Consider the following 22,124-nt stretch of genomic DNA (forward strand, 5'->3'; position numbering starts at 1 on the left):
TCATGCGGGCAACGTCAGCCCAGTCATTACTCAGGAGCATTTACACCTCATGTCGGACATGATCCTTGCCAGAGTCTCACAATCCTTAGCTACGGAGCAGTCAGTTGAGAGTCTGGTTCGCCAACTTCTGGAGATGCTGGAAGTGGTGACAGAGATGGAATCCACCTATTTAACCAAGGTCGATTTAGATGCCCGCCTGCAGCATATTTTGTACGCGCGCAATAGCAAGCAGATGCAGATCCCTGAGGGGCTGTCCGTACCGTGGGATGAGACGCTGTGCAAACGCGCCATAGACGAAAACTGTCTTTACAGCGATAACGTACCCGCCCGCTGGCCGGAATGCACCGCCGCCCGCACGCTGGAGATAACCACCTTCCTGAGCACTCCGGTTCATCTTCCCGACGGAACATTTTACGGAACGCTCTGCGCCACCAGCCGTCGCCAGCATGCCTTGAGCCAACGTGGCGAGCAGGTGTTACATCTGTTTGCGGGCCTGATCGCCCAGTCGATTCAAAAAGAGTCGCTGGTGGCTCAGTTACGCGAAGCGAATGCCGCGCTGATTGCCCACTCCTATACCGATGCCCTGACCGGATTACCAAATCGGCGCGCAATCTTTGAAAATGTCGAGACCCTTTTTTCGCTTGCCCGCCACCTCAGGCAGAAGGTAGTCGTCGCCTATATTGATTTGGATGATTTCAAATTGATCAATGACCGCTTTGGTCATGAGGTTGGCGATCAGTTCCTGATCCAGATTGGTCAGCGCCTGCTTGGTAAATGCGGTGACAATGATATTCTTGGTCGACTGGGCGGTGATGAATTTTTAGTCGTTAGCCTGTCACCGGAAGATGACAAAGAGCAACGCGATCGCCTGCTGCAGGTAAAGAATCAACTGCATCAGCAAATTTGTGGCGACTACCTCCTGGGTGACATTCATCTGTTTTATCCTGGCGCCAGTCTGGGCATCGTGGAAATTGATCCGCTGGAGACTGATGTAAACTGTGCGCTTCACCTTGCAGACAGCGCTATGTACAAAGATAAGAAACGTCAGGATAAAACCCCTTTTGTCGTACATTAAGCCCTGCTATGCTGACTCGTCTTTAAATCACTCTGGCAGATAATCGTATGCGACTCGGTATTATTTTCCCCGTCATCATTTTCATTTCCGCTGTCGTTTTCTTATCCTGGTTTTTTATTGGCGGTTACGCTGCGCCGGGAGCATAACGATGAAAAAAACAACGTTGATTATGATTGGGGTGGCTATCATCGTCGTTCTGGGAACGGAACTGGGCTGGTGGTAATCAAAGAAAAAGGCCACTTATCAGTGGCCTCTGTTGTCTGTATGTTTACTTAGCTTTTGATTTTTCTGTAGATAAACAACACCACAATCGCGCCGATAACCGCTACGACGAAACTGCCGAAGTTGAAGCCATCGACTTTACCAAAACCAAAGAGGGTACTTATCCAGCCACCCACTACCGCACCAACCACCCCTAAGATAATGGTCATAAAGAATCCGCCGCCATCTTTACCCGGCATAATCCATTTTGCCAAAATCCCAGCGATAAGACCGAAAACCACCCATGAAATGATGCCCATAATTTTCCTCACTTATGTTTTTAAATTAACGATTCACTCGTCGTATAAAAGCATAGCATAGCGCTGAAAAATTAAAATTTGTGATCATCATCACTTCTTATTTTCATCTTTTTCCGATGTTTCATAATGTTATGACTGCTGAGCAACGTGCTAAATTTTTGTCGCATCTCGTCATTAATGTCGAATCGTCAGTCATCATACTTAACGCTTTGGCTGTCAGCCCCGCTATTGCTGGGTTTTCACTTCTGGCACACTTTATGCTTTAACAGCCCGTCACCATGACAAATCGTAGCCCGCGATGCCTATCGCTTGGCTGCGTCTACAATTCGCGCTATTTCAGCATTTAACAGGTCTGTTATTGATGAAAAAAATCACCAGTGTTTGCCCATACTGTGGGGCCGGGTGCAAGCTTAAGCTTGTCGTTGAAAATAACAAAATCATCCGCGCTGAAGCCGCAGAGGGTGTAACAAACCAAAATCAGTTATGCCTGAAAGGCTACTATGGTTGGGACTTTCTTAACGATACTCGCCTTCTGACCCCTCGTCTGACTCGCCCGATGATCCGTTATGAAAAAGGTGGAAAATTCACTCCCGTTAGCTGGGATGAAGCCATTCGTTACACCGCTAAACGCTTATCTGAAATCAAAAATACCTATGGCCCTCGCGCCATCATGACCACTGGTTCTTCCCGAGGCACCGGGAATGAAACCAACTATGTGATGCAAAAATTCGCACGTGGCGTGCTACATACCAACAATGTCGATTGCTGTGCCCGCGTCTGTCACGGTCCTTCCGTTGCCGGGTTACAGGAAACGTTAGGCAATGGCGCAATGAGCAACTCCATCAGCGACATTGAAAACTCAAAATGCCTGCTGATCTTTGGTTATAACTGCGCAGACTCACACCCAATCGTGGCTCGCCGGGTAATTAAAGCTCGCCAGAACGGCGCAAAAATCATTGTCTGCGACCCGCGTCGTATTGAAACCGCCCGTATCGCTGACCAACATTTGCAGTTAAAAAACGGTTGCAATATGGCGATGGTCAACGCCTTTGGCCATGTTCTGATCGAAGAGCAACTCTACGATCGCGAATATGTGCAAAAGCATGCGGAAGGCCTGGAAACATATTGGGAAGTCGTTAAGGACTATGCGCCTGAAGCTGTTGAACATTTGACCGGCGTTCCAGCACAACAGGTTCGTCAGGCAATGCGTACATTTGCCGCGGCGCCATCGGCAACCGTAATGTGGGGAATGGGCGTCACCCAGTTTGGTCAGGCCGTTGACGTGGTTCGCGGTTTATCGAGTCTGGCGTTGCTGACCGGAAATCTGGGACGTCCTAACGTCGGCGTTGGCCCGGTGCGCGGGCAAAATAACGTGCAGGGCGCGTGCGATATGGGGGTACTGCCTAACCAGTTCCCAGGGTATCAGGACGTGACCGATTTTGCCGTTCGGGAGAAATTCGCCACCGCCTGGGGCATCGATGTTAATCAGATGGATGGCAAGGTCGGGACCCGTATCACCGAAGTTCCGCATCTGGCTATCGAAGGTAAAATCAAAGCCTACTACATCATGGGAGAAGATCCGCTGCAAACCGAGGCCGATTTGGGCCTGGTCCGCGAAGGATTTAACGCGCTCGATTTTGTCGTCGTGCAGGATATATTCATGACTAAAACGGCGGAAATGGCTGATGTTCTCCTGCCTGCCACCTCATGGGGCGAACACGGCGGCGTCTTTACCTGCGCCGATCGCGGCTTCCAGCGTTTTGAGAAAGCGATTGACCCCACCGGTGATGTAAAGCGTGACTGGGAGATTATCAGCCTGCTGGCCAGCGAAATGGGTTATCCAATGCAGTATCAAAATAACCAGCAAATCTGGGATGAGATGCGCGAACTATGCCCCCTGTTCTACGGCGTGACCTATGAGAAAATGGGTGAGATGGGGCATGTTCAGTGGCCATGCACGGATCTCGATAGTCCTGGAACACCATACCTTTACGCGCACAGCCAGTTTGATACCGCCAATGGCAAAGGCAAACTGTTTGCCGCACAGTGGCGAGCGCCCGCAGAAGTTCCTGATGACAAATATCCGCTGGTACTGTGTACGGTGCGCGAGGTCGGACACTACTCCTGCCGTTCGATGACCGGCAACTGTGCAGCGTTGCAAGCGCTGGCAGACGAGCCTGGATATGTGCAAATCAATACCCATGATGCAGAAAAGCTGGGTATTCGTCATCGTGACCTGGTATGGGTCAGCTCGCGTCGGGGTAAGGTCATCAGCCGCGCAGACGTCTCCGAGCGCATCAATGCCGGAACAGTCTATATGACTTATCAATGGTGGATTGGCGCGTGTAACGAGTTAACCCAGGATAACCTTGATCCTATTTCGAAAACGCCGGAAACCAAATATTGCGCCGTGAATATTGAGCACATTACCGATCAGGGATGGGCAGAGAAATATGCCGCGCAAACGTATAGTGACATGAAATCACGCCTGTGTGAGGCTATTGCGTAAGTCAGCGCCATCATCGCCTGAGTCTAACTTTCCAGACTCAGGCCTTATCTCATTACTTCGCCAGCTGCGGTTCACTAAAACGGATGGAAGCAGTTTCCTCCTGCTTATCACGTCGCATAAAGCCCAGGTTCATCAGGAACAATCCCGCCATAAACGGTAGCTCATACAATTCTTCAATCAGATCGCCATACTGTGCATTGTGCAGAAAGATGGGGGCCAGCAGACGATGATGCTCCACCGTATCAGAGATTAAAAATGCACAGGTGGTGATCGCCAACAGCCAGAGCGGTAACGGTTCATTACGCACACGGCGGGCAATATCCTGGCGTAAGTGCTTCGACAGCAGCACCGGCAGAATAAGCATGGCAATTAATACAACTGAGATAGCTCTGAACAGAAGTTTAGGATGCTCAGGGAAGTAATCGCGTCCCCAACTGGTGCTTCGGCCCAGCAAGACCACCCACCACGCTGCCGCCCAAAGCCAAAATTGCTTCTCGCCTACAGGACGTGACAAAGGTCGGATGTAGATAAGAGTAAATACCGCGCCAAACAGCAGCCAAAGCGCCTGGCCATTTTCAATCCATCTGACCACAGTCCCGTTGAGCAGCGGTAGATGCCAGTTCGCGACGAACGGGATCGCGACAATGACCAGTCCAAGAATGATTGTGGATAATGTAAGTCGGGTATTGAGTTTCATAAGCGCGATGTTCTGTATTGTTACTGTTTCGCGATCATAACCCCTGTGAATGATCAACTATTAGCAATCAATGCGAATTTCTTAAGGTATTCTTAAGGAATCCTTTTCCGGACACATTCGTGTTTCGCGCGGATAAAAAAACCGCACTGCGCCATCGAAACGCAGTGCGGTTTTTAGATTAAAAACTAATGTATTCAATCAGTAACAGTAGCTAACGCTTACCACCCGCAGACTTCGTGCTCATTCTCGGTATCGTACGAACGCACGGTGTTGACCAGATCTTTGACCACTTCTGCTGCCACATCCGGCACCAGTAATGTCATAGGTGCCTCTGTTTCATAATCAACAGAAACACCGTTGCTGTTATTGGTCACTGTTACGGTATAGGTTGCTTTACCCATGATTTACTCCTTGCCGGTGCGCACGACTTTTCGTTGATTTGCGCTCTCCATCAGAACTTCCGGGGCAACGAAAAAATCGATATTAAAGTAAGTGTCGTCGGTCATCACTTCGATGTTATGCCATTTTTCCGGTGGAAAAACGCCAAACTGACCGGCTTCAATAACCATCACCTCTACTGGCTCCGGACTGTGTTCATCTGCGTATCCGAGATATTTGACCGCCCCCTGCATAACCGAAAGTCGAGGATAAACCCCAGCCCGGGTTCCTTTATCAAGGTGGCGTTCGAAAATTCCGGCAGGCGCCGTTTCTTTGTTCCAGAATGGAGTAGAGCGTGTATGGATATGATTCTGTGGAATTTGAAGCATTTTTCTTCCCTTTTCCAGTCGACAACCAGCGAGTCTTATTGAACCGCTGCTGTACACAGGGTACGCCTCAAAATATACATTTAAAATACCATTTATTGGTTATAACCATACGATTATCAATGAAAAGCAAAGCATCATATCGAAGGCCCGCCGCAATCAGCGGGCCGATAGCATCACGACTGAAGCGTGGCCAGACGAGCGGCAAAACCGACGAAAATCAGACCGATAAGGGAATTACCCACTTTGGCCAATTTTTTCTTCGTACGGATATACTGCGTCACGAACGCGCCGGAGAAAATAAGGAAGCTCAGGTAGAAAAAGCTCACTATCTCAAGCGTAATAGCCAAAATAAAGAACGACAGTCCTGAGTGCGGCGCATTGACATCAATAAACTGCACGAAGAACGAAACATAAAACAGAATAGCTTTGGGATTGGTCAGACTCAGAATGAGTGCGCGTTTAAAAATGGCACCAAACGGGACTTCCTCTGGCGCGGCGTCGCCTACTTTCGATTTCAGTGTTGCATACAGGATCTTCGCGCCAAGATACAGTAAATAGAACGCGCCGAGGTAACGAACGATGTTAAACAAAACGGGCGTTGTTTTGATCAATGCGGCAACGCCGGCATAGGCCAAAAACATCAACACGGCATCACCGATAAACACACCGCTGGCTGCGAGATAACCGCCCTTCACTCCCCGACCGACGCTGTTCTTCAGCACAAATATCGTATTTGGCCCCGGTACCAGCACGATAAAAATAGCCCCCACCAGATACGTCCAGTAATTCAGAACTCCATACTCTGCGAACACGTTAACCTCTTCCTGAAAAAACACATGCACTTGCTGCAATACAATATGCTAACGAATGCGACAGGTGATGGAAAGAGAAGGTTATTAATTAAAAAAACCCGCCACTGGTGGCGGGTGTGTACAGATAAGGTTAATTTGGATCAGTGGTGCAGCATCTCATCCACAACCTCTTCACCCTTTAACTGATAAGGGTAGTAGGTAGGCCAGTTTTCCATCTCTTCAAGCAAGGCTGCCTGCGAGGTATTTCCCATAAAGATATGGAAGTGGCTGGATTTACGCGGTGCGATAATATGATCGCTGAATTGCACGTATTTAGGTGCTTTGCTGTCAGCGGCTTTACACTCAAACAAATACCGTACACCTTTCTTGCCTGATTTATAGTGCAAGATTTTAAACCCGGCATAGTCGTATTTGCACGATGCAACCTGATTACCGGTGTGAAATTCCATCACGCCATTTTCTATGCCAATGGTGTCTACGTTGGTTGCATAGCCTGTACGATAATAAGCTTTAATTTGTTCTGCCGTTTTGCTTTTATCTTTCTCCGCTTTCTTTTTGAATACCGGATCAAGCTCGCCGCTGACCAGATACGGATAGACGGATTGCCACATGCCATCCCAGTCGGTCAGCGCCCTGTCCTGCACCTGGTTATCATCAAATACCCCCTCCGACGCCTTTTGTTCTGCCTCACTCATTGGCGCACCATGGGAATGATGACCATGCGCCAAAACCGAACCACTGACTAAAAGCATCCCCAGAGCGATTGTCATTTTTTTAAAACGAATAGCCAAAATTTCACCCTCTAATCATTTGCGAGTGAAATGTTATAATATAACGTTACATTTAAATCAACGCCGTTGTGAAAACTATTCAACGCTCCGGTGTGCGATTTTCCAACGACTGTCAAAATGGGCCTGATACTGCGCAATAACGGCAGGTTCGCCACGAACGATCAGCACATTTTCGGAGTTGGCAAATTCTGCAGATTTGGCAAAGTTGAACGAGCCGGTTTCCAGTGTGTCGCCATCTATTATCATTACTTTGTCATGTTGGATGTGGTAGTGGCCATCCAGTTGCACATCGACCCCATTCGCGGCAGCGAAAGCGATGGCCTTCTGGCTGACCTTGCCCTGATTTCGTTTTTTATCGATAACCGCCCGAACAACAACGCCCCTCTTTTCGGCATCTACCAGGGCCTGAACAATATCTGCCGACTGAAATGAATAAGCCATCATATCGATGCTGCGCTGCGCATGGTTAATCGAATCCAGCACTAAAACCCGGGCCGAACCTTCCGGCGAAAAGCCCACCTGAATCGAAGCATGCGCGGCAACAACAACTGCACCGCACAATAGCGCAGCCAAACCAATTGATTTTACGCTCACGTTAGATATTAGCCTGAAAGGATGAATCGTCCGAAGAGAGTAGCGCTCGCGTGCAGATCTGATCAAGCAACGCCTGCTGATGGCTGATAATTAGCATACCTAATGGCCGACGCTGACATTCTTCAAGCAGCAGCGCCCAGATATCCCGTTGGATGGAAGGATCGAGCTGGGCGGTAATTTCATCGGCAATAAGAAAACGTGTCCGCGGATCCAGCGCGCGAAGTAAGGCAATTCGCGCCAGTTCACCGCCGGAAAGCTGTCCGGGACGGCGATCCAACCACTCTGAGTTGATGTGAAGACGGGTAAGCATTTCAGCATCAGGTCGCCAGGCATCATGAACCGCATCGCCGGTGCTGCGCCGGGGGTTAAAGGTTAATTCCGGATGCTGGGGCACCAGTTGCACCGGGCAATACTGGTGCATTGGCAGCGGTTGCTCATCAACAACAATGTCACCCGAGGTCGGCTTTTGCCAACCCGCCAGCACGCGCCCCAGCGTCGTTTTTCCGGTTCCGCTGGGCGCGCAAATCCCAATGCGTTCTCCAGGGGGCAGAGAGAAGGTCAGATTTTGCCATAACACTTTTCCCCCCTGACAAATCGTAACATCACGACAGCACAGCATCGCGCTCTCCAAAAAGTTGATTTCTTTCAGGCAGCGCCCGCCATTGTCGTTGCAGATGCTCGCTAATCTCTCCGCGTAACAGCTGTTCCCGGCTGACGTTATCCGACACCCTACCCTGATGCAGCGCGACAATACGATCCGCATGACGGGCCGCCAGCGTGAGGTCATGCGTTACCCACAAAACGCCTGCCTCGTGCTCACAAAGCTCGCGCAGTTGTTCAAGCAGTTGATTCGCCAGCGGCGCATCAAGCCAGGCGGTAATTTCATCCGCCAGAATATAGCGAGCCTGACTCAGAGATGCGTGACAGGCCAGAACACGTTTCGCCATGCCCCCTGAAAGCTGGCGCGGGAAAGCATCTAATACCTGACTTTCCAGTCGGCTACGCTGGAGCAATCGGTCGATTTTTCCGGCATTCCATTGCTGGCCAGAAAGCTGGCTTGCCCTGCGCAGATGTTTTTCAATCGAGAGCAGCGGGTTAAGCGCCTGAACGCCTTGCGGGACATAAGTGAAGGTATTGCCGCGACATTTACGAATATCATCGTTGTCCAGCGTTTTACCCTCAAGGGTGATAGCCCCCTGGAAGCGCAAATTATCCGGTAAGAGATCGAGCAGGCATTGCAGCAGCAGACTCTTCCCTTCCCCACTTCCCCCAACTAGCGCCACCATCTGACCAGGCGCTACGTCAAAAGAGATATCCTGCAACAGCGAAGACCATTGTTTCGCGCCGTACCAGCGATAACGCGCTACATCCAGCGAAACCTGTCTTAAACTCAACATGCGTCACCTCGTAACCATAAACGATGCACCGCCCTTGCGAGCTGATCAAATAGCATCACCAGACTGAACAGCATCAGTCCTGGAAACAGCACCAACCACCAGTCGCCATGACTGATAAATCTCAGCGCATCCGCCAGCAGCAGGCCCAGTGACGGTTCATGCGGCGCCAGCCCAAAACCGAGGAAGCTTAACGCCGCGCTGTGCAACACCGCGTGAGGAAACATCAGCAATGTTCCCGTTAACCACTGGGGTAATAATGCGGGTAGATAGTGGTGCCGCCAGCAGTAAAAATGTCCGTGTCCCAGACGCCAGGTCAGCGTCAGATAGTCACTATGAGCCACGCGCTGCGCTTCGGCACGCAGGATCAGCGCCAGTCGCGGCCAGTGGGTCAGCGCAACCGCCATGATCACCCCGTTTTTCCCGCCACCCAGCGTAAAGCAGATCAAAATGAGCAACAGCAGATGCGGCATCGACAGCATGGCATCGGTAATCAGACGCATAAGCACATCCAGACGCGGATGTATGCGCGAAACCGCCGCCATCATTAATGCGATGAAGCCGCTGCACAACGCCGCGCCAATACCAATTTGCAGACTGGTTAACGCGCCCTGAAAGCATCGTGTCCACAAATCGCGACCCAGGTTATCGGTGCCAAACCAGTAAAGCGCATCGGGTGGCAGATGACGGGCAAGCAGATTAACGCTCAACGGATTATCCAGCGTCGCTGCGCCATACACCGCAATAAAAAGCAGGCAGCTAAAAGAGAACAAAAGACGAATTAGCGTCGGCGTTGGGTTATAGAGCATCAGGTCGCTCCAGAGCGCGATTCAACACATGGATAAGCCAAGTTGACAGCGAGTTGCCAATGAACACCAATACGGTACTGAATAACACTATCCCCATGAGTAACGGCAGATCGCCGCGTAACCCGGCATCAATAGTGGCCTGTCCCAGTCCCGGGTAAGCAAACACTTTTTCCGCCAGCAGCGCGCCGCCCAGTAGTTCTCCCAGCGAAGCAAACTGCAGGCACAGCGCTGGCGTGATAGCGTGGCGCAGAACCTGATGACGCAACAGCGACCAGCCTTTATCTCCCTGAGAACGCGCAAAACGAACAAAATCACTTTTCATCACGCTGGCGATACTTTCCCGCGTGTGAAGCGTAATTTGTCCCAGTCCCAGCAAACTTAGCGCGCAAACGGGAAGCACCAGATGGCGCAGACGCTCAGTCAGCGTGGCCATATCGCCGCTGTTGCCCGGCTCCCATGCGCAGCAGACCGGAAATACCGGCCAGCGCACAGCAAATAACGCCAGTAACAGCATGCCAATCCAGAAGGTCGGCAGCGAAGAAAGCAAATAGCTGAGGCGACAAATTGCTTTATCCGGCCAGCGATTCAAGTAGCGACCCGCGACAAATCCCATCACCGTTCCCAGTACACCGGAAAGTAACCACGCGCCGCCAAGTAGCGCAAACGAGGTAGCAAAGCGCTCTTTAATCACGCTGGCAACCGGCGCATTAAATAACATTGAATAGCCGAGATCGCCCTGCAATACGCGTATAAACCAGTGAACAAAACGCTCCCATAGCGGCTGGTCCAATCCCCAGCGAGCAGCGATCCGCGCATATTGTTCCGGCGGCACGTGCAGGAGATCGTTGCCGATATAGGCGCGAATCGGATCGACAGGAGAAAAACTGAGCAGCACAAAAGTGCCAGCCGCAACCAGCACTAATAGCACAATCAGCCGTAGAAAATGGCCCACAACAGACTTCATCAACGGCAGGTCCAGGTCCATTCGTCCAGATTATTGAGCAGTGACCAGCTACCGTGAATTTCCGGTGCGCCTTTGCCCAGGTCAATACACGGATTAGCCAAGTAAGTGTGCTGAATGTTCAGCAGCCAGGCCCAGGCGGCATCGCCCTGCACGCCAGCCCCTTGCTTGCCATCCCACTCCACCTGTTGCCAGAAAGGCAATGCTTTTTGCCAGTCCGGGGCGTCAATAGCCTGTTTAAGATGCTGTTCAACAACGGGATTACTGTAATAGCCAGGATTGTAGTATTCCACGCCCGCGGCCTGATTACTGTAGTGATGGAAAAGCTCCATCGGATCCAGGCTTCCCCAGCCAAACAGCGTCGGATTCGCATGCATATGGCGCTCAACGGTTTCCCAGCTTCCGGATTGCAGCGAGACCTGAATACCCACGGGCTCCAGCATCGCACGTACGGCTTCGGCTAAATCCCGGCGCGTGCTGTCACCGCTGGCGTACCACAGCGTCAGGCGAGCTTCTTTGCCGTCTTTCACTCGTACGCCGTCTTTCCCCACCTTCCAGCCGGCCTCTTCCAGAATTGTCCGTGCTTTTTCGCTGTCGCCATCGTTGAACGCGACGGACTGCCCCTGCCATGGCAGGCCCTGAACCGCGCTATACGCCGGAATCGCATGGCCTTCCATGACCTGTTCGGCAAGCTGCTTACGGTCAATGGCGTAATTGATGGCGCGTCTGATAGCGACATCGGCAGTGATATCGTTACCAATTGGGTAACCATTGGCGTCTTTTTTACCCGCAGGAACCATCGGGAACACAATGCCACGGTTTTCCACGCTGTCGCGAACCCAAAGCTTCAAATTCTGCTGCTGAGGGGCGACTGCCATCGACGGCGCAATACGCACGAGTCCCAGTTGGCCACTGCGCGCTGCGGCATAAGCGTTATCTTCATCAAGGAAGACAAACACCAGCTTACTGAAATCATTTTTCTTACCGGCATACCAGGGGTTAGCCTCCACGATCAACTGCTGCCCCGGCTGAAAACTCACCAGCCGATAAGGACCCGCGCCTATTGGATTTTTGGCGAAGGTTTTTTCGTCATACCGTTTTTCCGGGACAATACCCAAAGAACCCAGCACGTTTACAAAGGTGCTCTGCGGGCTGCGCAGCGTAATTTCTACCGTGCGGTTATCTTTCAGGCTGGCATGGTTGAAGTTCCCCATGTCGATTTTGCCGCCGCTTTTTGCGGCTTTGTTATAGGTGAACACCACATCTTCCGCGGTTAGCGGGGATCCATCAGAGAATTTAAGGTCGGGTTTTAACGTCAATGTCCAGGTTTTGCCATCTGCGCTGGTCTCTACTTTTTCCGTCAGCAGGTTTCCCCAGCTCATATCTGCATTTTGTTTTAATAATGGTGCGTGCAAAAGCAAATAGCTGCCATGACTCCAGCCCAACATCGGGTCAAACCCTTCCGTTGGCTCCGGTCCAATTGCCAGTTTTAACGTCTGCCCTTCGCTCGCATTTTGCGCGGCGAGAAGTGGTGAGGTTAATGCGAGAGTCAATGCGCACGTAAGCAGTGCCAGCTTGCCTTTGATCATTATGTTATCCAGATTTACGTTATTTTTATGCCGCTCAACGATGTCTTGTCGTTTAACGGTCTCCTGGGGAAGGGATTATGGCGGACAGAAATGACGAAAAAAATGATGCGGCGCAGAAAAGTATGACGATTTTCTAAAATTATCATACTTTTTTTTGATACTCCGTTATGAGTACGCACTGAATTACAGAAACAGAGCAAAAGTTAGCCATTTAATTAATGGCAAATTAATGACAACCTAATGATTGCAAATACTAATTATTGGTCTTTTTCGCTATTCCCTTAGCTCAAATTAATGACAATTTATGTATATTTATTCAAGAAAAAGACCAGAAGTGATAAGTTATGTAAATACATAATGATAATTATTTGTATTATCATTACCATCAATTATCTTACTGCCTTTGAATTTTAACAAAGGAAGTTTGACTATGCGCTTAAAACCTGTTGCTTCTGTTGTTCTGTCCTGTTTAGGATTTTCTAGTCCTCTGGTCTTCGCTGAAGATGTCATGGTGGTAACCGCTTCCGGTTATGAAAAGAAAATCACCAACGCCGCTGCCAGCGTCTCCGTTATTTCGCAGCAAGAGTTACAAACCAATAAATATAATGACTTAGGCGAAGCTCTGCGTTCTGTTGAAGGGGTCGATGTTGAAAGCAGTACCGGTAAAACCGGTGGGCTGGAGGTCAGCATCCGCGGTATGCCCGCCAGCTATACCTTGATCCTGATTGACGGTATTCGTCAAAACGGCAGCAGCGACGTGACGCCAAACGGCTTCTCTGCCATGAATACCAGCTTTATGCCTCCGCTGGCGGCAATCGACCATATTGAAGTGATCCGCGGCCCGATGTCGACGCTTTATGGCTCCGACGCAATCGGTGGCGTAGTGAATATCATCACCAAAAAAAGCACCGATAAATGGAGCACCTCCATCAATACTGGCGTTAACCTGCAAGAGAGTAATAAATGGGGTAACAGTACGGTCGCCAACTTCTGGTCAAGCGGCCCGTTAATCGCGGGCGTACTGGATATGCAGGTTCGGGGGAGCACAACCCAGCGTCAGGGTTCCAGCGTCACCTCCCTGAGCGATACCGCCTCCACCCGCGTACCTTATCCGACCGAATCGGAAAACTATAACATCGGTACGCGCCTCGACTGGAAAACGAATGAAAACAATACGCTGTGGTTAGATCTCGATTCTGCCAGACAGCGTTATGACAACGACGACGGTCAATTAGGAAACCTGACGGGGGGTTACGACAAAACGCTGCGCTACGAGCGTAACAAAGTTACCCTCGGTCACGATACCGCCTTAACGTTCGGCACCTGGAAATCCTCCCTCGGCTGGAATGAAACCGAGAACAAAGGCCGACAACTGGTCTCCTCGGCACTCACGCCAGAGAACGCAGGCCGGGCCGGTGATGCACGTGAACTGAAGAACACCAACGTCATCCTGGACTCAGTGCTGCTGACGCCATTGGGTGATTCGCACCTCTTAACCCTCGGTGGGGAATATTGGGATGCACGAATGAAAGATGGTGTGGTGCTGGCCAATACCGGTGAGACGTTCCACCAAAAAACGTGGGCAGCCTATGCGGAAGATGAATGGCATATTCTCGATTCGCTGGCCTTAACCGCAGGAACACGCTATGAGCATAACGATGTCTTTGGCGGTCATCTCAGCCCACGAGCGTATATGGTCTGGGATGTTTCCGACGAATGGACGCTCAAAGGTGGCGTAACGACAGGTTATAAAGCCCCCTCGCTGAGCCAGTTGCATAACGGGATCAGCGGCGTAACTGCGCAAGGAACGGTGAATACGGTCGGTAACCCGGACCTCAAACCGGAGGAAAGTCTCAGCTACGAAACCGGGCTGTATTACGAGAACGATGCAGGGCTTAACGCCAACGTTACTGGCTTCTATACCGAATATAAAAACAAAATTGTCTCATATTCTATCGATGATAATACCAACAGCTATACCAACAGCGGCAAGGCAAGGACCGATGGCGTTGAATTTGCCAGCACCTTCCCGCTGTGGTCAGATGTGCTGACCTTATCCCTCAACTATACCTACACCCAGAGCAAGCAAAAAGATGGTGACAATAAAGGCGCGCCATTAAGTTACACGCCAAAACATATGGCTAACGCCCGCCTGAACTGGCAGGCAACGGAAGATATGAACGCCTGGCTGAGCGCACGTTATCGCGGTAAAGCTCCACGCTTTACCGAAAATTACGACAACCTCAGCGCGGTACAAAAGGCCGTATATGACGACAAAGGCGCTGATTTAAAAGCCTGGACCGTTCTCGACATGGGGATGTCTTATAAGCTGACCAAAGACCTGACGCTTAATACAGCGATTAATAACGTGCTGGATAAAGACTTTAGTGAAGTCAAACTGTACCAGGTGGGCCGTAATAGCACCTACGCAGGTGATTATTATCAGACTGCGCAATCTACAACCGGATACGTAAACCCGGGTCGTAACTACTGGGTTTCTCTAAACTATCAGTTCTAATTTTTACAAATCCTGCTGGCCGAGCTATCACATGTATCTCAGTCAGCAGGAGCTCAAGATCTATAAGGCAACAGATATTCTTCTGGTACCGAGTTAATCCAGTTTTATTCGACAAAAACATTCACTTTAGGTTTTGACAGCAGAATAATGACGAACTCAGTGAAAGTTACGGGCTTATAGAAATAGTATCCTTGCAGGAAAACGATGTTGTTTTTATTCAGGTAATCAAGCTGCGCCTTTGTTTCAACCCCTTCTGCAACGATGCTTAAAGACAGTTTACGTGCCAGTTCAAGTACACAATCTAAAATCCGGGTTGAATCGGGATGCTCATTTACCCTTCCCACAAAGCTCTGATCGATCTTGATGTAATCAATATGCAAATCATGCAAATAAGAAAGGCCAGAATAACCGGTACCAAAATCATCCAAGGCGATCACAAAGCCATTTTCATGGAGCGTATTGAGTCTCTGCACAAGATCCTCGTCCACATCCAGCGGTTCGCGCTCAGTGACTTCGATGACCAGATTGAGATCATCGCGGTTAAAACTGTCCCTGTATTGCAGGCACTCATGCACGAATGTAGGGGATATGATATGAGATGCACTGTAGTTAATACCGACATGGAAGCCGGGTGGCAATTTGCTGGAAATAGAGTTCATATTCGCAGCGACCTGCCTCATCAGGCTTTGTGTTAGCGGCACGATCAGACCTGACTTTTCGGCGATGGGAATAAAGGAAGCGGGAGAGATATACCCGACCTTCGGATGTTTCCATCGGGCCAGCACTTCAACGCCACGTAACGTCCCCTCTCGACCATTTACGATAGGTTGATAAAAAGGCACGATCTCTCCTTTTGCTATCGCCCTACGCAACGTTTCTTCGGGGGTATCATTCTTGTTCAGATATTTATCAATGGCATAAGCGGCTGCAACAGAAATTAACAGGACAAAAACCAAAATTCCTGAGCCTTGTGTAACCAGCCTTTTTGCACTAAATAATGGTGGTTTATTATAAATAATACTGAACGGATACTTTGCGGAATTCACCTGTCCAGACGTACGAGTACTTGCTGTGACGGTTTTCACATCGCCCACTAAACCGAGTACGTTATCGCCCACGAGCAGTGAGTATGCCGCACCCTTTAATGGAACTTTTAGAGCGCCACGAATATGCACCCCACTGATCGTGACAATAATACGACTGGTTTGAAAACGAGTTTGATACAGCAGAACGGGTATCTCGTTTTCCGTATTGCCTGCGGGAGTCAGCAGCAAATTTGAATCAGTTATTACAGGAATTCGCTTAAGTAAGATCCTGTTCCCCGGCAAAGACGTACACCAAACTTTCCCCTGCCGGATAATGATCAGCGTTCGCAAATGAGGCCGAAGCGCTGCCTCGGTTCCAAGTTGGTACTGAGCATCCTGGTCGCATTTTTTTTCAGCGATACGCATGGCTGTACCGGTTGCCTGGAAAGCCTCATCGAGTATGTTATCCATATTTTTCGCGGCATATCTGGCTCCTCCAAGAGTTTCCAACGAGGAGGAATACCAGAGCTGCATATTGAGAATAAAAACACCGATGAATAAAAGGCACACCGCAGCAATTACCGGTAACAATGCTTTGCGCATTCTCGTGTCCTGTGGCGAAAATTAAAAACTCATGATGATGAACATTTACGTGTTCAAATTTATCTCTACAGAGCATGGTAGACAGAATCAGAAACCGCCATAAGCCCAGTCACACTTCCCCAATAAAAACGTAACCGTATAATTTGTATATAAAAAAATCACTAAAAATAGCATTACATAACCGGCGTAGTACCTCATCCAATTTTGCTATCATAGAAATATACGAATAAGAGGTGAGCCAATGAAAATCTTTATCACTGACAGTGACGGGAACCTGATTCCTGTTGACGGAAAAAGCGTTGTCATCGAATTGAATAGCGGCGGCACTATCGAGATCGCCGAGGAGTATAGCCGGGACGATGTTCCTGAAGGTATTAATTTGTGGGGCGGACGAGAACCCTCCCCTTCACTCTCATTCGAGGAAATCAAAGCCAGAACTGAAGGCCTTGGCGTTTATCCCATCGCAGCCAACGCTCTGCATGTATTCCCGTACAAACTTTCATCAAAAGAATAATTGCACTCATTATTGGGTTTAAAATAACCAGACTGACATACGCCAGTCTGGCTGAACTTGCCCGGCAGAATCAGCTTAGAAGTTCCATTTCACACCGACCATCGCAGCGCTGTCGTTATAGCCTTTGTCGCCAGCCTGGACCCCGATGTTGCCCCACAGATTAAGACGCGGACTCACCTGTCCTTCCACACCCACTTTTACTTCGGCGATATTTTTCGCCCCGTCCTGACGAACATTCACGCCGTCCATGGTCGTACTGAAATCACGTGAATTGTGCAGCCAGTTCAGTTCGGCAAACGGCTGGAATTCACGCTCTTTACCGTTATCCATCTGATGATGGCTCTTAATCCAGGTTTTCAGGCCCAGCCGGGTCTGTACATTGCCGTTACCGTTGCTGGTGATACGGGTGCCGTTGCTTTCCTGATGATCGTCCGCCTTCACGCCCATCCAGACCGCCTGCGCCTGAGGCTGGATGTACCATTCATTCAGCGTGCCATGACTGCCGGCAAATTCGCCCATTTTCTGGGCATATCCCATTTCCAGCGAGGCGGTCACCCCTTTCGATTTATATGACTCGCCCTGCAGGTCATCGCCTTTAACATTGTTATCAAACCAGCTGTACTGAGCCCAGCTGTCCAGCCAGGCGCCGTTATGCGACGCGTCATTGGCATACCATGTGGCATACACGCCGGTACTGTAGCCATTGACTGAACCCCGGGAACGATAACCCGTGCGTGATGACCGGGTGTTACTGTGGTCGTTCCCGTATCCCGCCATCACGCCCAGGTGCCAGCGGTCAAGTCCGTTCTGGCTCCATTGCGCAATGTCACCTCCCAGCTGCAATACATAACGGTTGCTCTGGGTTTTCAGCTGGCCGCTGCCGTCACGCCAGTTGTTGTGCCCGCCAACGTGGCGCATCCACATACTGGTGACTTTCTGCTCGCCGGTCAGGGCATCGGTATACTGCGTTTCGCCCAGGCGATCGTACAAACGGGTGACGAACATGTTGTTGGCTGCCGCCAGGTTAGCCGTGTAGCTGCCGCCTTCCGGGCGCAGATCTTTATCGGGATCCGGATCCGGATTTGGTTCGGGATCCGGATTGGTTTTGCCGCTGGTCAGATACCAGTTGCCGCTGTTCTCATCCTGACCGCGCCCAAGGCTGTAGTCATATGCCCCTGCCACAATACGGCCAGCCTGGGTGAACTCACCGTCCGATGCGCCATCAACATGAATAACTTCGATCCCATCAATCGTGGCGGCCCCTTTCCCACCGGCGTTGGTGACGCTGACGGAGGTGGTGCCACTGGTATCGCCTTTCACCACCAGCTTATCCGTAACGGAATTGTCATCCCCCAGCACGGTGTTCAGGGAAAGATGGCCACCATTCCCCGTATAATTGCCATTGACCACCAGCTGGTTACCGGCCTGCTGACCACTCACACCGGTTGCGAGGGTACCGCTGTTAACCAGGTCGCCCCCCACCGTGAACAGGAGGTTGTCGCCGGTCCCGGTTCCCACCTGCAGCACACCGGCGTTATTCACATGACCTGCAACGCCCCCCGTGCCCGAGAGCATCCCCGCAGCCGCAATGTTGACTTCGCTACTGGCCAGCGTGACCGGAGATGTGCCGTCCCCCAGTACCAGGCCGCCCTGCTCAATCTCCGTTTTGCCCGTCCAGGCGGCGTTATTGCCGACGGTAATGGAGCCGGCTCCCAGCTTGGTCACATCGCCGCTACCATAAACCTCGTTATTAAGCTGCCAGTCGGTATTACTGTTCAGCACCAGTGAACCGCCGTTGCTCACCTCTGCGCTGCCCAGATTTTCTGCTGTGAACGCGGTGAGCCGGGAATCCGCATCCACAGCAAATTGCCCCGTAAAGGCGCTGTTGTTGCCCACCAGCGCGACATCGCTTTCGCTGAGTTCAACCCGTCCGGCATCGCTGATGCTGTTGTAAAGCGCGCCTGCGGCCTTGCTCATCGTCAGCGTCCCCGCCGCCACAATATCGCCGGTGCCAAGGCCCAGCGTCGTGTTCATGAGCACGCGCGCGCCTTCTGCAATGGTCGTTTTTGCCGTCAGCGTGCTGTTTTCACCGGTGATGGTCAGCGTGTCGCCATTGATGTTCAGCGCGCCGCTTCCGGTCAATATTCCATCAGCTGTGCCACCCTGCTGCAGGGTCAGGTTACCGCCATTGATGTTCAGCAGTGAGTCAGCTGCCGCCGTCAGCTTACCGACAGTCTGGCTGTGACCATTCATGTCAAAACCGGTATCAGCGGCCAGATGCAGTTCGCTGGTCTGTCCCAGAACATTATCGTTTTTCATCAGCAGGTTGCCGCTGCGTACATCGGTGATACCGGTGTAATCGTTATCCATATTCGACAGCGATACCGTCTGCCCTCTGGCGCTGTCAAACGCCAGATCGCCAGTGCCGGTCACGCGGGCGCTGAGATCTGCGGCATTACCGGTATTCCCTTCGGCATTGAGGGTTAGGGCATTATTCCCTTGCGCAAGTAATTCGAGTTGGGTCAGACCATAATTGATGTAAAGTCCATCGCCATTTTCACCACTTGTCAGACGATAATCGTAAACACCATTTGCCACGGTCTCACCATTCTGAGTAATGTGAGATGTCTGGGCATTAGAAACCACATTACCATTCTGATCGACCAGGCTAAGATTCCCAGCACTACCTGTAACCGTGCCGTAGCTATCAGCCAATTTAACCAGGACGTCACCTTCATCCTGCTGGAGCAAAGGTAAAGTTGTGTCAGGATGCTGCGGCGTGTTCTCAAAATCGCCACCAGTACTAATTTGAATTTGCCCGCTACCGGTTAAATTCAGATCGTTTTCCGTCTGAATGAAACGATCGCTAAGCGTATCGCCAGGAGAAACAGCACCAAAAATTAATGTCCCGCCATTAAAGGCCAGACCACCAATGTTTTGTGTTCCAGTTCCAACCGATGTAGCGTTGCCAGTACCCACGGTAAGCGTGGCATTCGTTAACGCAGACGTATTGTCTGCCTCTAATGCGAACAGATTATTATTGAGAATCACATTCCCTGCGAATTCAGAACCCGTGGTATTGCTAAAGTTAAACGCATTACCATTATTATCAGCAACAAGATATCCGGCTCCGGTTAACTTATTATCAAAGCTGAACCCATTGTTTGTTGTCGCGAGCAAGCGTCCGCCACTGCTGATATTTACATCACCGGTACCGAAATTATTCTGCGTAGAGGACACCGCGGTATCCGTTGAAGCAGTGCCCGCTACGTTCCAGTTACCCGCATAGTTTTGGTTAGTACCGGTTATCTGGGCATTACCAGATACGGTTGAATTACCGCTACCTGATAATATGTTATTGAATGCACTGCCATCAGCATAAGCAATATCCAGTCCAGTATTAGTGTTTGGAGCCGTATTAACAGATACCACACCACTTCCCAGTGCTTTACTATCCGCAATGGAAAGTAAACCACCGCTAATTACCGTCCCACCAGTGTAATTTGACACAGCAGCCAGAGTAGTATGTCCTGATTGTTGCTCCACCGCGCCATCGCCATTAATCGCAATATTGAATAAATAGCCTTCAGTACCAGGTTGAGCCTGATTGATGTTATTGAAAATAACCGTATTCTGGCCATCGCCACTCATTGCTATGCTCTTGGCAGCAATAGAGGTAGGGGCACCATACTTAGCATCACCAATATAAAGCTGGGTAGCGCCGCCGGATACACTGTTTAATGTGATATCATTCTCAGCAGTCACTTTTGAAGCGTGCCCCAGGATCACTTTTGTCACGTTGTCAGCGACTGCTGACGATATATTGAAATCACCATTCGTCGTTATGCCCGTTCCTGTTGCATTCAATATCTGAAGACCCGTACCCCCTACGTTTTTACCAACAACATTTATATCTCCACCAACATTTACCACCGTTGAATAAATGCCTGCAGCAGTACTAACAGCATCAATGTTATTGATTTCAACGTTATTACTGAAAGTAAGATCGCCACCAACGTTGATACCATTCGAAGTTGAATTGTTAGTCGCTAAAAAACTACCGTTCGTAGTATCAAGAGACAGATCGCCGCCCACGTTAAGCTGGGAATTGCCCACCATCATGAACGTGCCGCCACTGGTGTTTTTTACGGTCATGTCACCCGTAACATTAATTTCGGCACCCTGCTCTGAAGAACTGGGATTTGCCAGCCATATGCTATTATGATCTGCAGTAAGACTAATGCTTTCTGCAGTTAACCTAGCCATTGCATTCGCTGAACCAAACATCCAGATGGTCGCATCTGTCGCGCCAGTATTCGTTTTAATATCACCAGCAGAGATAACACCGGCAGTCCCCCCGGATTGCTCCGATGTCAACCCTCCTAATTGGGAACCACCAATTTGCAGCATACTATTATTTCCCATTAATAGTGCACCGCTATTTTCCGCTGTTAAACTGCCGCCATTGATCCATATAGATGTATTTTCATTGGCAGGTGGCGCCATATTTATTGTTGGATTGCCACCTGTAATAATAACATCCGCACCGTTATTTACCTGCACAGTAGAGGTTGTGTTCCATTGCAAACCATCATTTATACTATCTGATGAATTGAATTCAGTATATCCATTGATTTCTAACGCATTAACGTTCCCTGATAGTATTAATGTAACAACCGTGCTAACAGCTTTAAGATTAAACAGCATACTGGTGGATTTCGGGGAGAACTGGGTAGTGCTTTTACTTTTCGTTTTACCTTTACCAAACTCCGAAACCACAACCCATAAATTTTGAGCCGAATTCCATATAACACGATAAATCTTGTTCATAATCACCTTCCGAATAAGACCACGAAGCCTTTATATTTTGGCTAATTATCATGGCGGTACAGCAATGAATATAACGACACTCAACAGATAGCCTCTCTTTTCTGGTCTTTTCCGC

19 protein-coding genes and 2 pseudogenes are annotated in these 22,124 nt (G+C 50.0%); 6 read left to right on the forward strand and 15 right to left on the reverse strand.

The genetic code is table 11. The annotated features are described in order from the left end of the window. The first annotated feature begins 49 nt into the window (after positions 1–49). Genes LA337_13390 through yoaJ form a run of 3 tightly spaced genes read left to right on the forward strand, consistent with a single transcriptional unit; the run spans position 50 to position 1,298 of the window. Positions 50–1,075, forward strand: a complete 1,026-nt coding sequence (locus LA337_13390) for a sensor domain-containing diguanylate cyclase (protein ID UBI14191.1) — start codon at positions 50–52, stop codon at positions 1,073–1,075. Between the two features lie 47 nt (positions 1,076–1,122). Then, a complete protein-coding gene (locus tag LA337_13395) occupies positions 1,123–1,221 on the forward strand; it encodes a YoaK family small membrane protein (GenBank protein UBI14192.1) in 99 nt (32 codons plus the stop codon). Between the two features lie 2 nt (positions 1,222–1,223). Next, positions 1,224–1,298, forward strand: coding sequence for a protein YoaJ (gene yoaJ, locus LA337_13400; GenBank protein ID UBI18467.1), 75 nt, complete (start codon positions 1,224–1,226; stop codon positions 1,296–1,298). Positions 1,299–1,347: 49 nt separating this feature from the next. Here yoaJ and LA337_13405 read toward each other — a convergent pair whose 3' ends face one another. Continuing rightward, complete coding sequence (locus LA337_13405; GenBank protein ID UBI14193.1) at positions 1,348–1,596, reverse strand: GlsB/YeaQ/YmgE family stress response membrane protein; 249 nt, start codon at positions 1,594–1,596, stop codon at positions 1,348–1,350. Positions 1,597–1,957: 361 nt separating this feature from the next. Here LA337_13405 and fdhF point away from each other — a divergent pair, with 361 nt between their 5' ends. Continuing rightward, positions 1,958–4,105 (forward strand): formate dehydrogenase subunit alpha, encoded by a 2,148-nt coding sequence (fdhF, locus tag LA337_13410; GenBank protein UBI14194.1) that lies wholly within the window; start codon positions 1,958–1,960, stop codon positions 4,103–4,105. A 52-nt stretch (positions 4,106–4,157) separates the two neighbouring features. Here fdhF and LA337_13415 read toward each other — a convergent pair whose 3' ends face one another. The 11 genes from LA337_13415 to LA337_13465 all read right to left on the reverse strand — a co-directional run bounded on the left by LA337_13415 (position 4,158) and on the right by LA337_13465 (position 12,519). Beyond that, complete coding sequence (locus LA337_13415; GenBank protein UBI14195.1) at positions 4,158–4,802, reverse strand: hypothetical protein; 645 nt, start codon at positions 4,800–4,802, stop codon at positions 4,158–4,160. Between the two features lie 218 nt (positions 4,803–5,020). Next, the gene (locus LA337_13420; protein ID UBI14196.1) at positions 5,021–5,203 is read right to left on the reverse strand and encodes a DUF1869 domain-containing protein; all 183 of its coding nucleotides are present in this window, start codon (positions 5,201–5,203) and stop codon (positions 5,021–5,023) included. Positions 5,204–5,206: 3 nt separating this feature from the next. After that, positions 5,207–5,569: a DUF1971 domain-containing protein YeaR gene (gene yeaR / locus LA337_13425; GenBank protein UBI14197.1), complete on the reverse strand. Its 363-nt coding sequence runs from the start codon at positions 5,567–5,569 to the stop codon at positions 5,207–5,209. A 173-nt stretch (positions 5,570–5,742) separates the two neighbouring features. Further along, complete coding sequence (gene leuE, locus LA337_13430; protein ID UBI14198.1) at positions 5,743–6,381, reverse strand: leucine efflux protein LeuE; 639 nt, start codon at positions 6,379–6,381, stop codon at positions 5,743–5,745. 140 nt (positions 6,382–6,521) lie between these two features. Continuing rightward, a complete protein-coding gene (zinT, locus tag LA337_13435) occupies positions 6,522–7,151 on the reverse strand; it encodes a metal-binding protein ZinT (protein UBI18468.1) in 630 nt (209 codons plus the stop codon). Between the two features lie 96 nt (positions 7,152–7,247). Further along, positions 7,248–7,766 carry a phospholipase D family protein gene (locus tag LA337_13440; GenBank protein ID UBI14199.1) on the reverse strand — a complete coding sequence of 173 codons (519 nt, stop codon included), beginning with the start codon at positions 7,764–7,766 and terminating at the stop codon, positions 7,248–7,250. A gap of 1 nt (position 7,767) precedes the next feature. Then, on the reverse strand, positions 7,768–8,385 hold the full coding sequence (locus tag LA337_13445) for an ATP-binding cassette domain-containing protein (GenBank protein ID UBI14200.1): 618 nt from the start codon (positions 8,383–8,385) through the stop codon (positions 7,768–7,770). Next, the gene (locus LA337_13450) at positions 8,369–9,163 is read right to left on the reverse strand and encodes an ATP-binding cassette domain-containing protein (protein UBI14201.1); all 795 of its coding nucleotides are present in this window, start codon (positions 9,161–9,163) and stop codon (positions 8,369–8,371) included. The genes LA337_13445 and LA337_13450 overlap by 17 nt, the downstream gene beginning before the upstream one ends. Further along, entirely contained in the window at positions 9,157–9,969 is an 813-nt protein-coding gene (locus tag LA337_13455; protein ID UBI14202.1) for an ABC transporter permease, read from the reverse strand. The genes LA337_13450 and LA337_13455 overlap by 7 nt, the downstream gene beginning before the upstream one ends. Further along, a complete protein-coding gene (locus LA337_13460; protein UBI14203.1) occupies positions 9,959–10,933 on the reverse strand; it encodes an ABC transporter permease in 975 nt (324 codons plus the stop codon). Before LA337_13460 ends, LA337_13455 begins: the two co-directional genes overlap by 11 nt. Continuing rightward, a complete protein-coding gene (locus LA337_13465) occupies positions 10,933–12,519 on the reverse strand; it encodes an ABC transporter substrate-binding protein (protein ID UBI14204.1) in 1,587 nt (528 codons plus the stop codon). Before LA337_13465 ends, LA337_13460 begins: the two co-directional genes overlap by 1 nt. 430 nt (positions 12,520–12,949) lie before the next feature. Here LA337_13465 and LA337_13470 point away from each other — a divergent pair, with 430 nt between their 5' ends. Further along, positions 12,950–15,037, forward strand: coding sequence for a TonB-dependent receptor (locus LA337_13470; GenBank protein UBI14205.1), 2,088 nt, complete (start codon positions 12,950–12,952; stop codon positions 15,035–15,037). Positions 15,038–15,141: 104 nt separating this feature from the next. On the opposite strand, the gene LA337_13475 is transcribed toward LA337_13470, so the two are convergent. Next, the gene (locus LA337_13475) at positions 15,142–16,665 is read right to left on the reverse strand and encodes an EAL domain-containing protein (GenBank protein UBI14206.1); all 1,524 of its coding nucleotides are present in this window, start codon (positions 16,663–16,665) and stop codon (positions 15,142–15,144) included. A gap of 241 nt (positions 16,666–16,906) precedes the next feature. On the opposite strand from LA337_13475, the gene LA337_13480 reads away from it, so the two are divergent. Next, a complete protein-coding gene (locus LA337_13480; protein UBI14207.1) occupies positions 16,907–17,179 on the forward strand; it encodes a hypothetical protein in 273 nt (90 codons plus the stop codon). Positions 17,180–17,254: 75 nt separating this feature from the next. On the opposite strand, the pseudogene LA337_13485 reads toward LA337_13480, so the two are convergent. Both LA337_13485 and LA337_13490 read right to left on the reverse strand, forming a co-directional pair. Then, positions 17,255–20,164: pseudogene (locus tag LA337_13485) on the reverse strand (autotransporter outer membrane beta-barrel domain-containing protein). A 1,716-nt stretch (positions 20,165–21,880) separates the two neighbouring features. Further along, a pseudogene (locus LA337_13490) lies at positions 21,881–22,009 on the reverse strand (ESPR domain-containing protein). Positions 22,010–22,124: the final 115 nt, after the last annotated feature.

The organism is Citrobacter europaeus (genome assembly GCA_020099315.1).
GTDB lineage: Bacteria > Pseudomonadota > Gammaproteobacteria > Enterobacterales > Enterobacteriaceae > Citrobacter > Citrobacter europaeus.

Coding starts and splice junctions, on each gene's coding strand:
- LA337_13390 (UBI14191.1), top strand. CDS start 50: ATGTCGGACATGATCCTTGCCAGAGTCTCACAATCCTTAGCTACGGAG.
- LA337_13455 (UBI14202.1), bottom strand. CDS start 9,969: ATGCTCTATAACCCAACGCCGACGCTAATTCGTCTTTTGTTCTCTTTT.
- yeaR (UBI14197.1), bottom strand. CDS start 5,569: ATGCTTCAAATTCCACAGAATCATATCCATACACGCTCTACTCCATTC.
- LA337_13420 (UBI14196.1), bottom strand. CDS start 5,203: ATGGGTAAAGCAACCTATACCGTAACAGTGACCAATAACAGCAACGGT.
- LA337_13405 (UBI14193.1), bottom strand. CDS start 1,596: ATGGGCATCATTTCATGGGTGGTTTTCGGTCTTATCGCTGGGATTTTG.
- LA337_13480 (UBI14207.1), top strand. CDS start 16,907: ATGAAAATCTTTATCACTGACAGTGACGGGAACCTGATTCCTGTTGAC.
- LA337_13465 (UBI14204.1), bottom strand. CDS start 12,519: ATGATCAAAGGCAAGCTGGCACTGCTTACGTGCGCATTGACTCTCGCA.
- LA337_13395 (UBI14192.1), top strand. CDS start 1,123: ATGCGACTCGGTATTATTTTCCCCGTCATCATTTTCATTTCCGCTGTC.
- fdhF (UBI14194.1), top strand. CDS start 1,958: ATGAAAAAAATCACCAGTGTTTGCCCATACTGTGGGGCCGGGTGCAAG.
- zinT (UBI18468.1), bottom strand. CDS start 7,151: ATGACAATCGCTCTGGGGATGCTTTTAGTCAGTGGTTCGGTTTTGGCG.
- LA337_13450 (UBI14201.1), bottom strand. CDS start 9,163: ATGTTGAGTTTAAGACAGGTTTCGCTGGATGTAGCGCGTTATCGCTGG.
- LA337_13460 (UBI14203.1), bottom strand. CDS start 10,933: ATGAAGTCTGTTGTGGGCCATTTTCTACGGCTGATTGTGCTATTAGTG.
- LA337_13475 (UBI14206.1), bottom strand. CDS start 16,665: ATGCGCAAAGCATTGTTACCGGTAATTGCTGCGGTGTGCCTTTTATTC.
- LA337_13445 (UBI14200.1), bottom strand. CDS start 8,385: ATGCTGTGCTGTCGTGATGTTACGATTTGTCAGGGGGGAAAAGTGTTA.
- LA337_13470 (UBI14205.1), top strand. CDS start 12,950: ATGCGCTTAAAACCTGTTGCTTCTGTTGTTCTGTCCTGTTTAGGATTT.
- LA337_13415 (UBI14195.1), bottom strand. CDS start 4,802: ATGAAACTCAATACCCGACTTACATTATCCACAATCATTCTTGGACTG.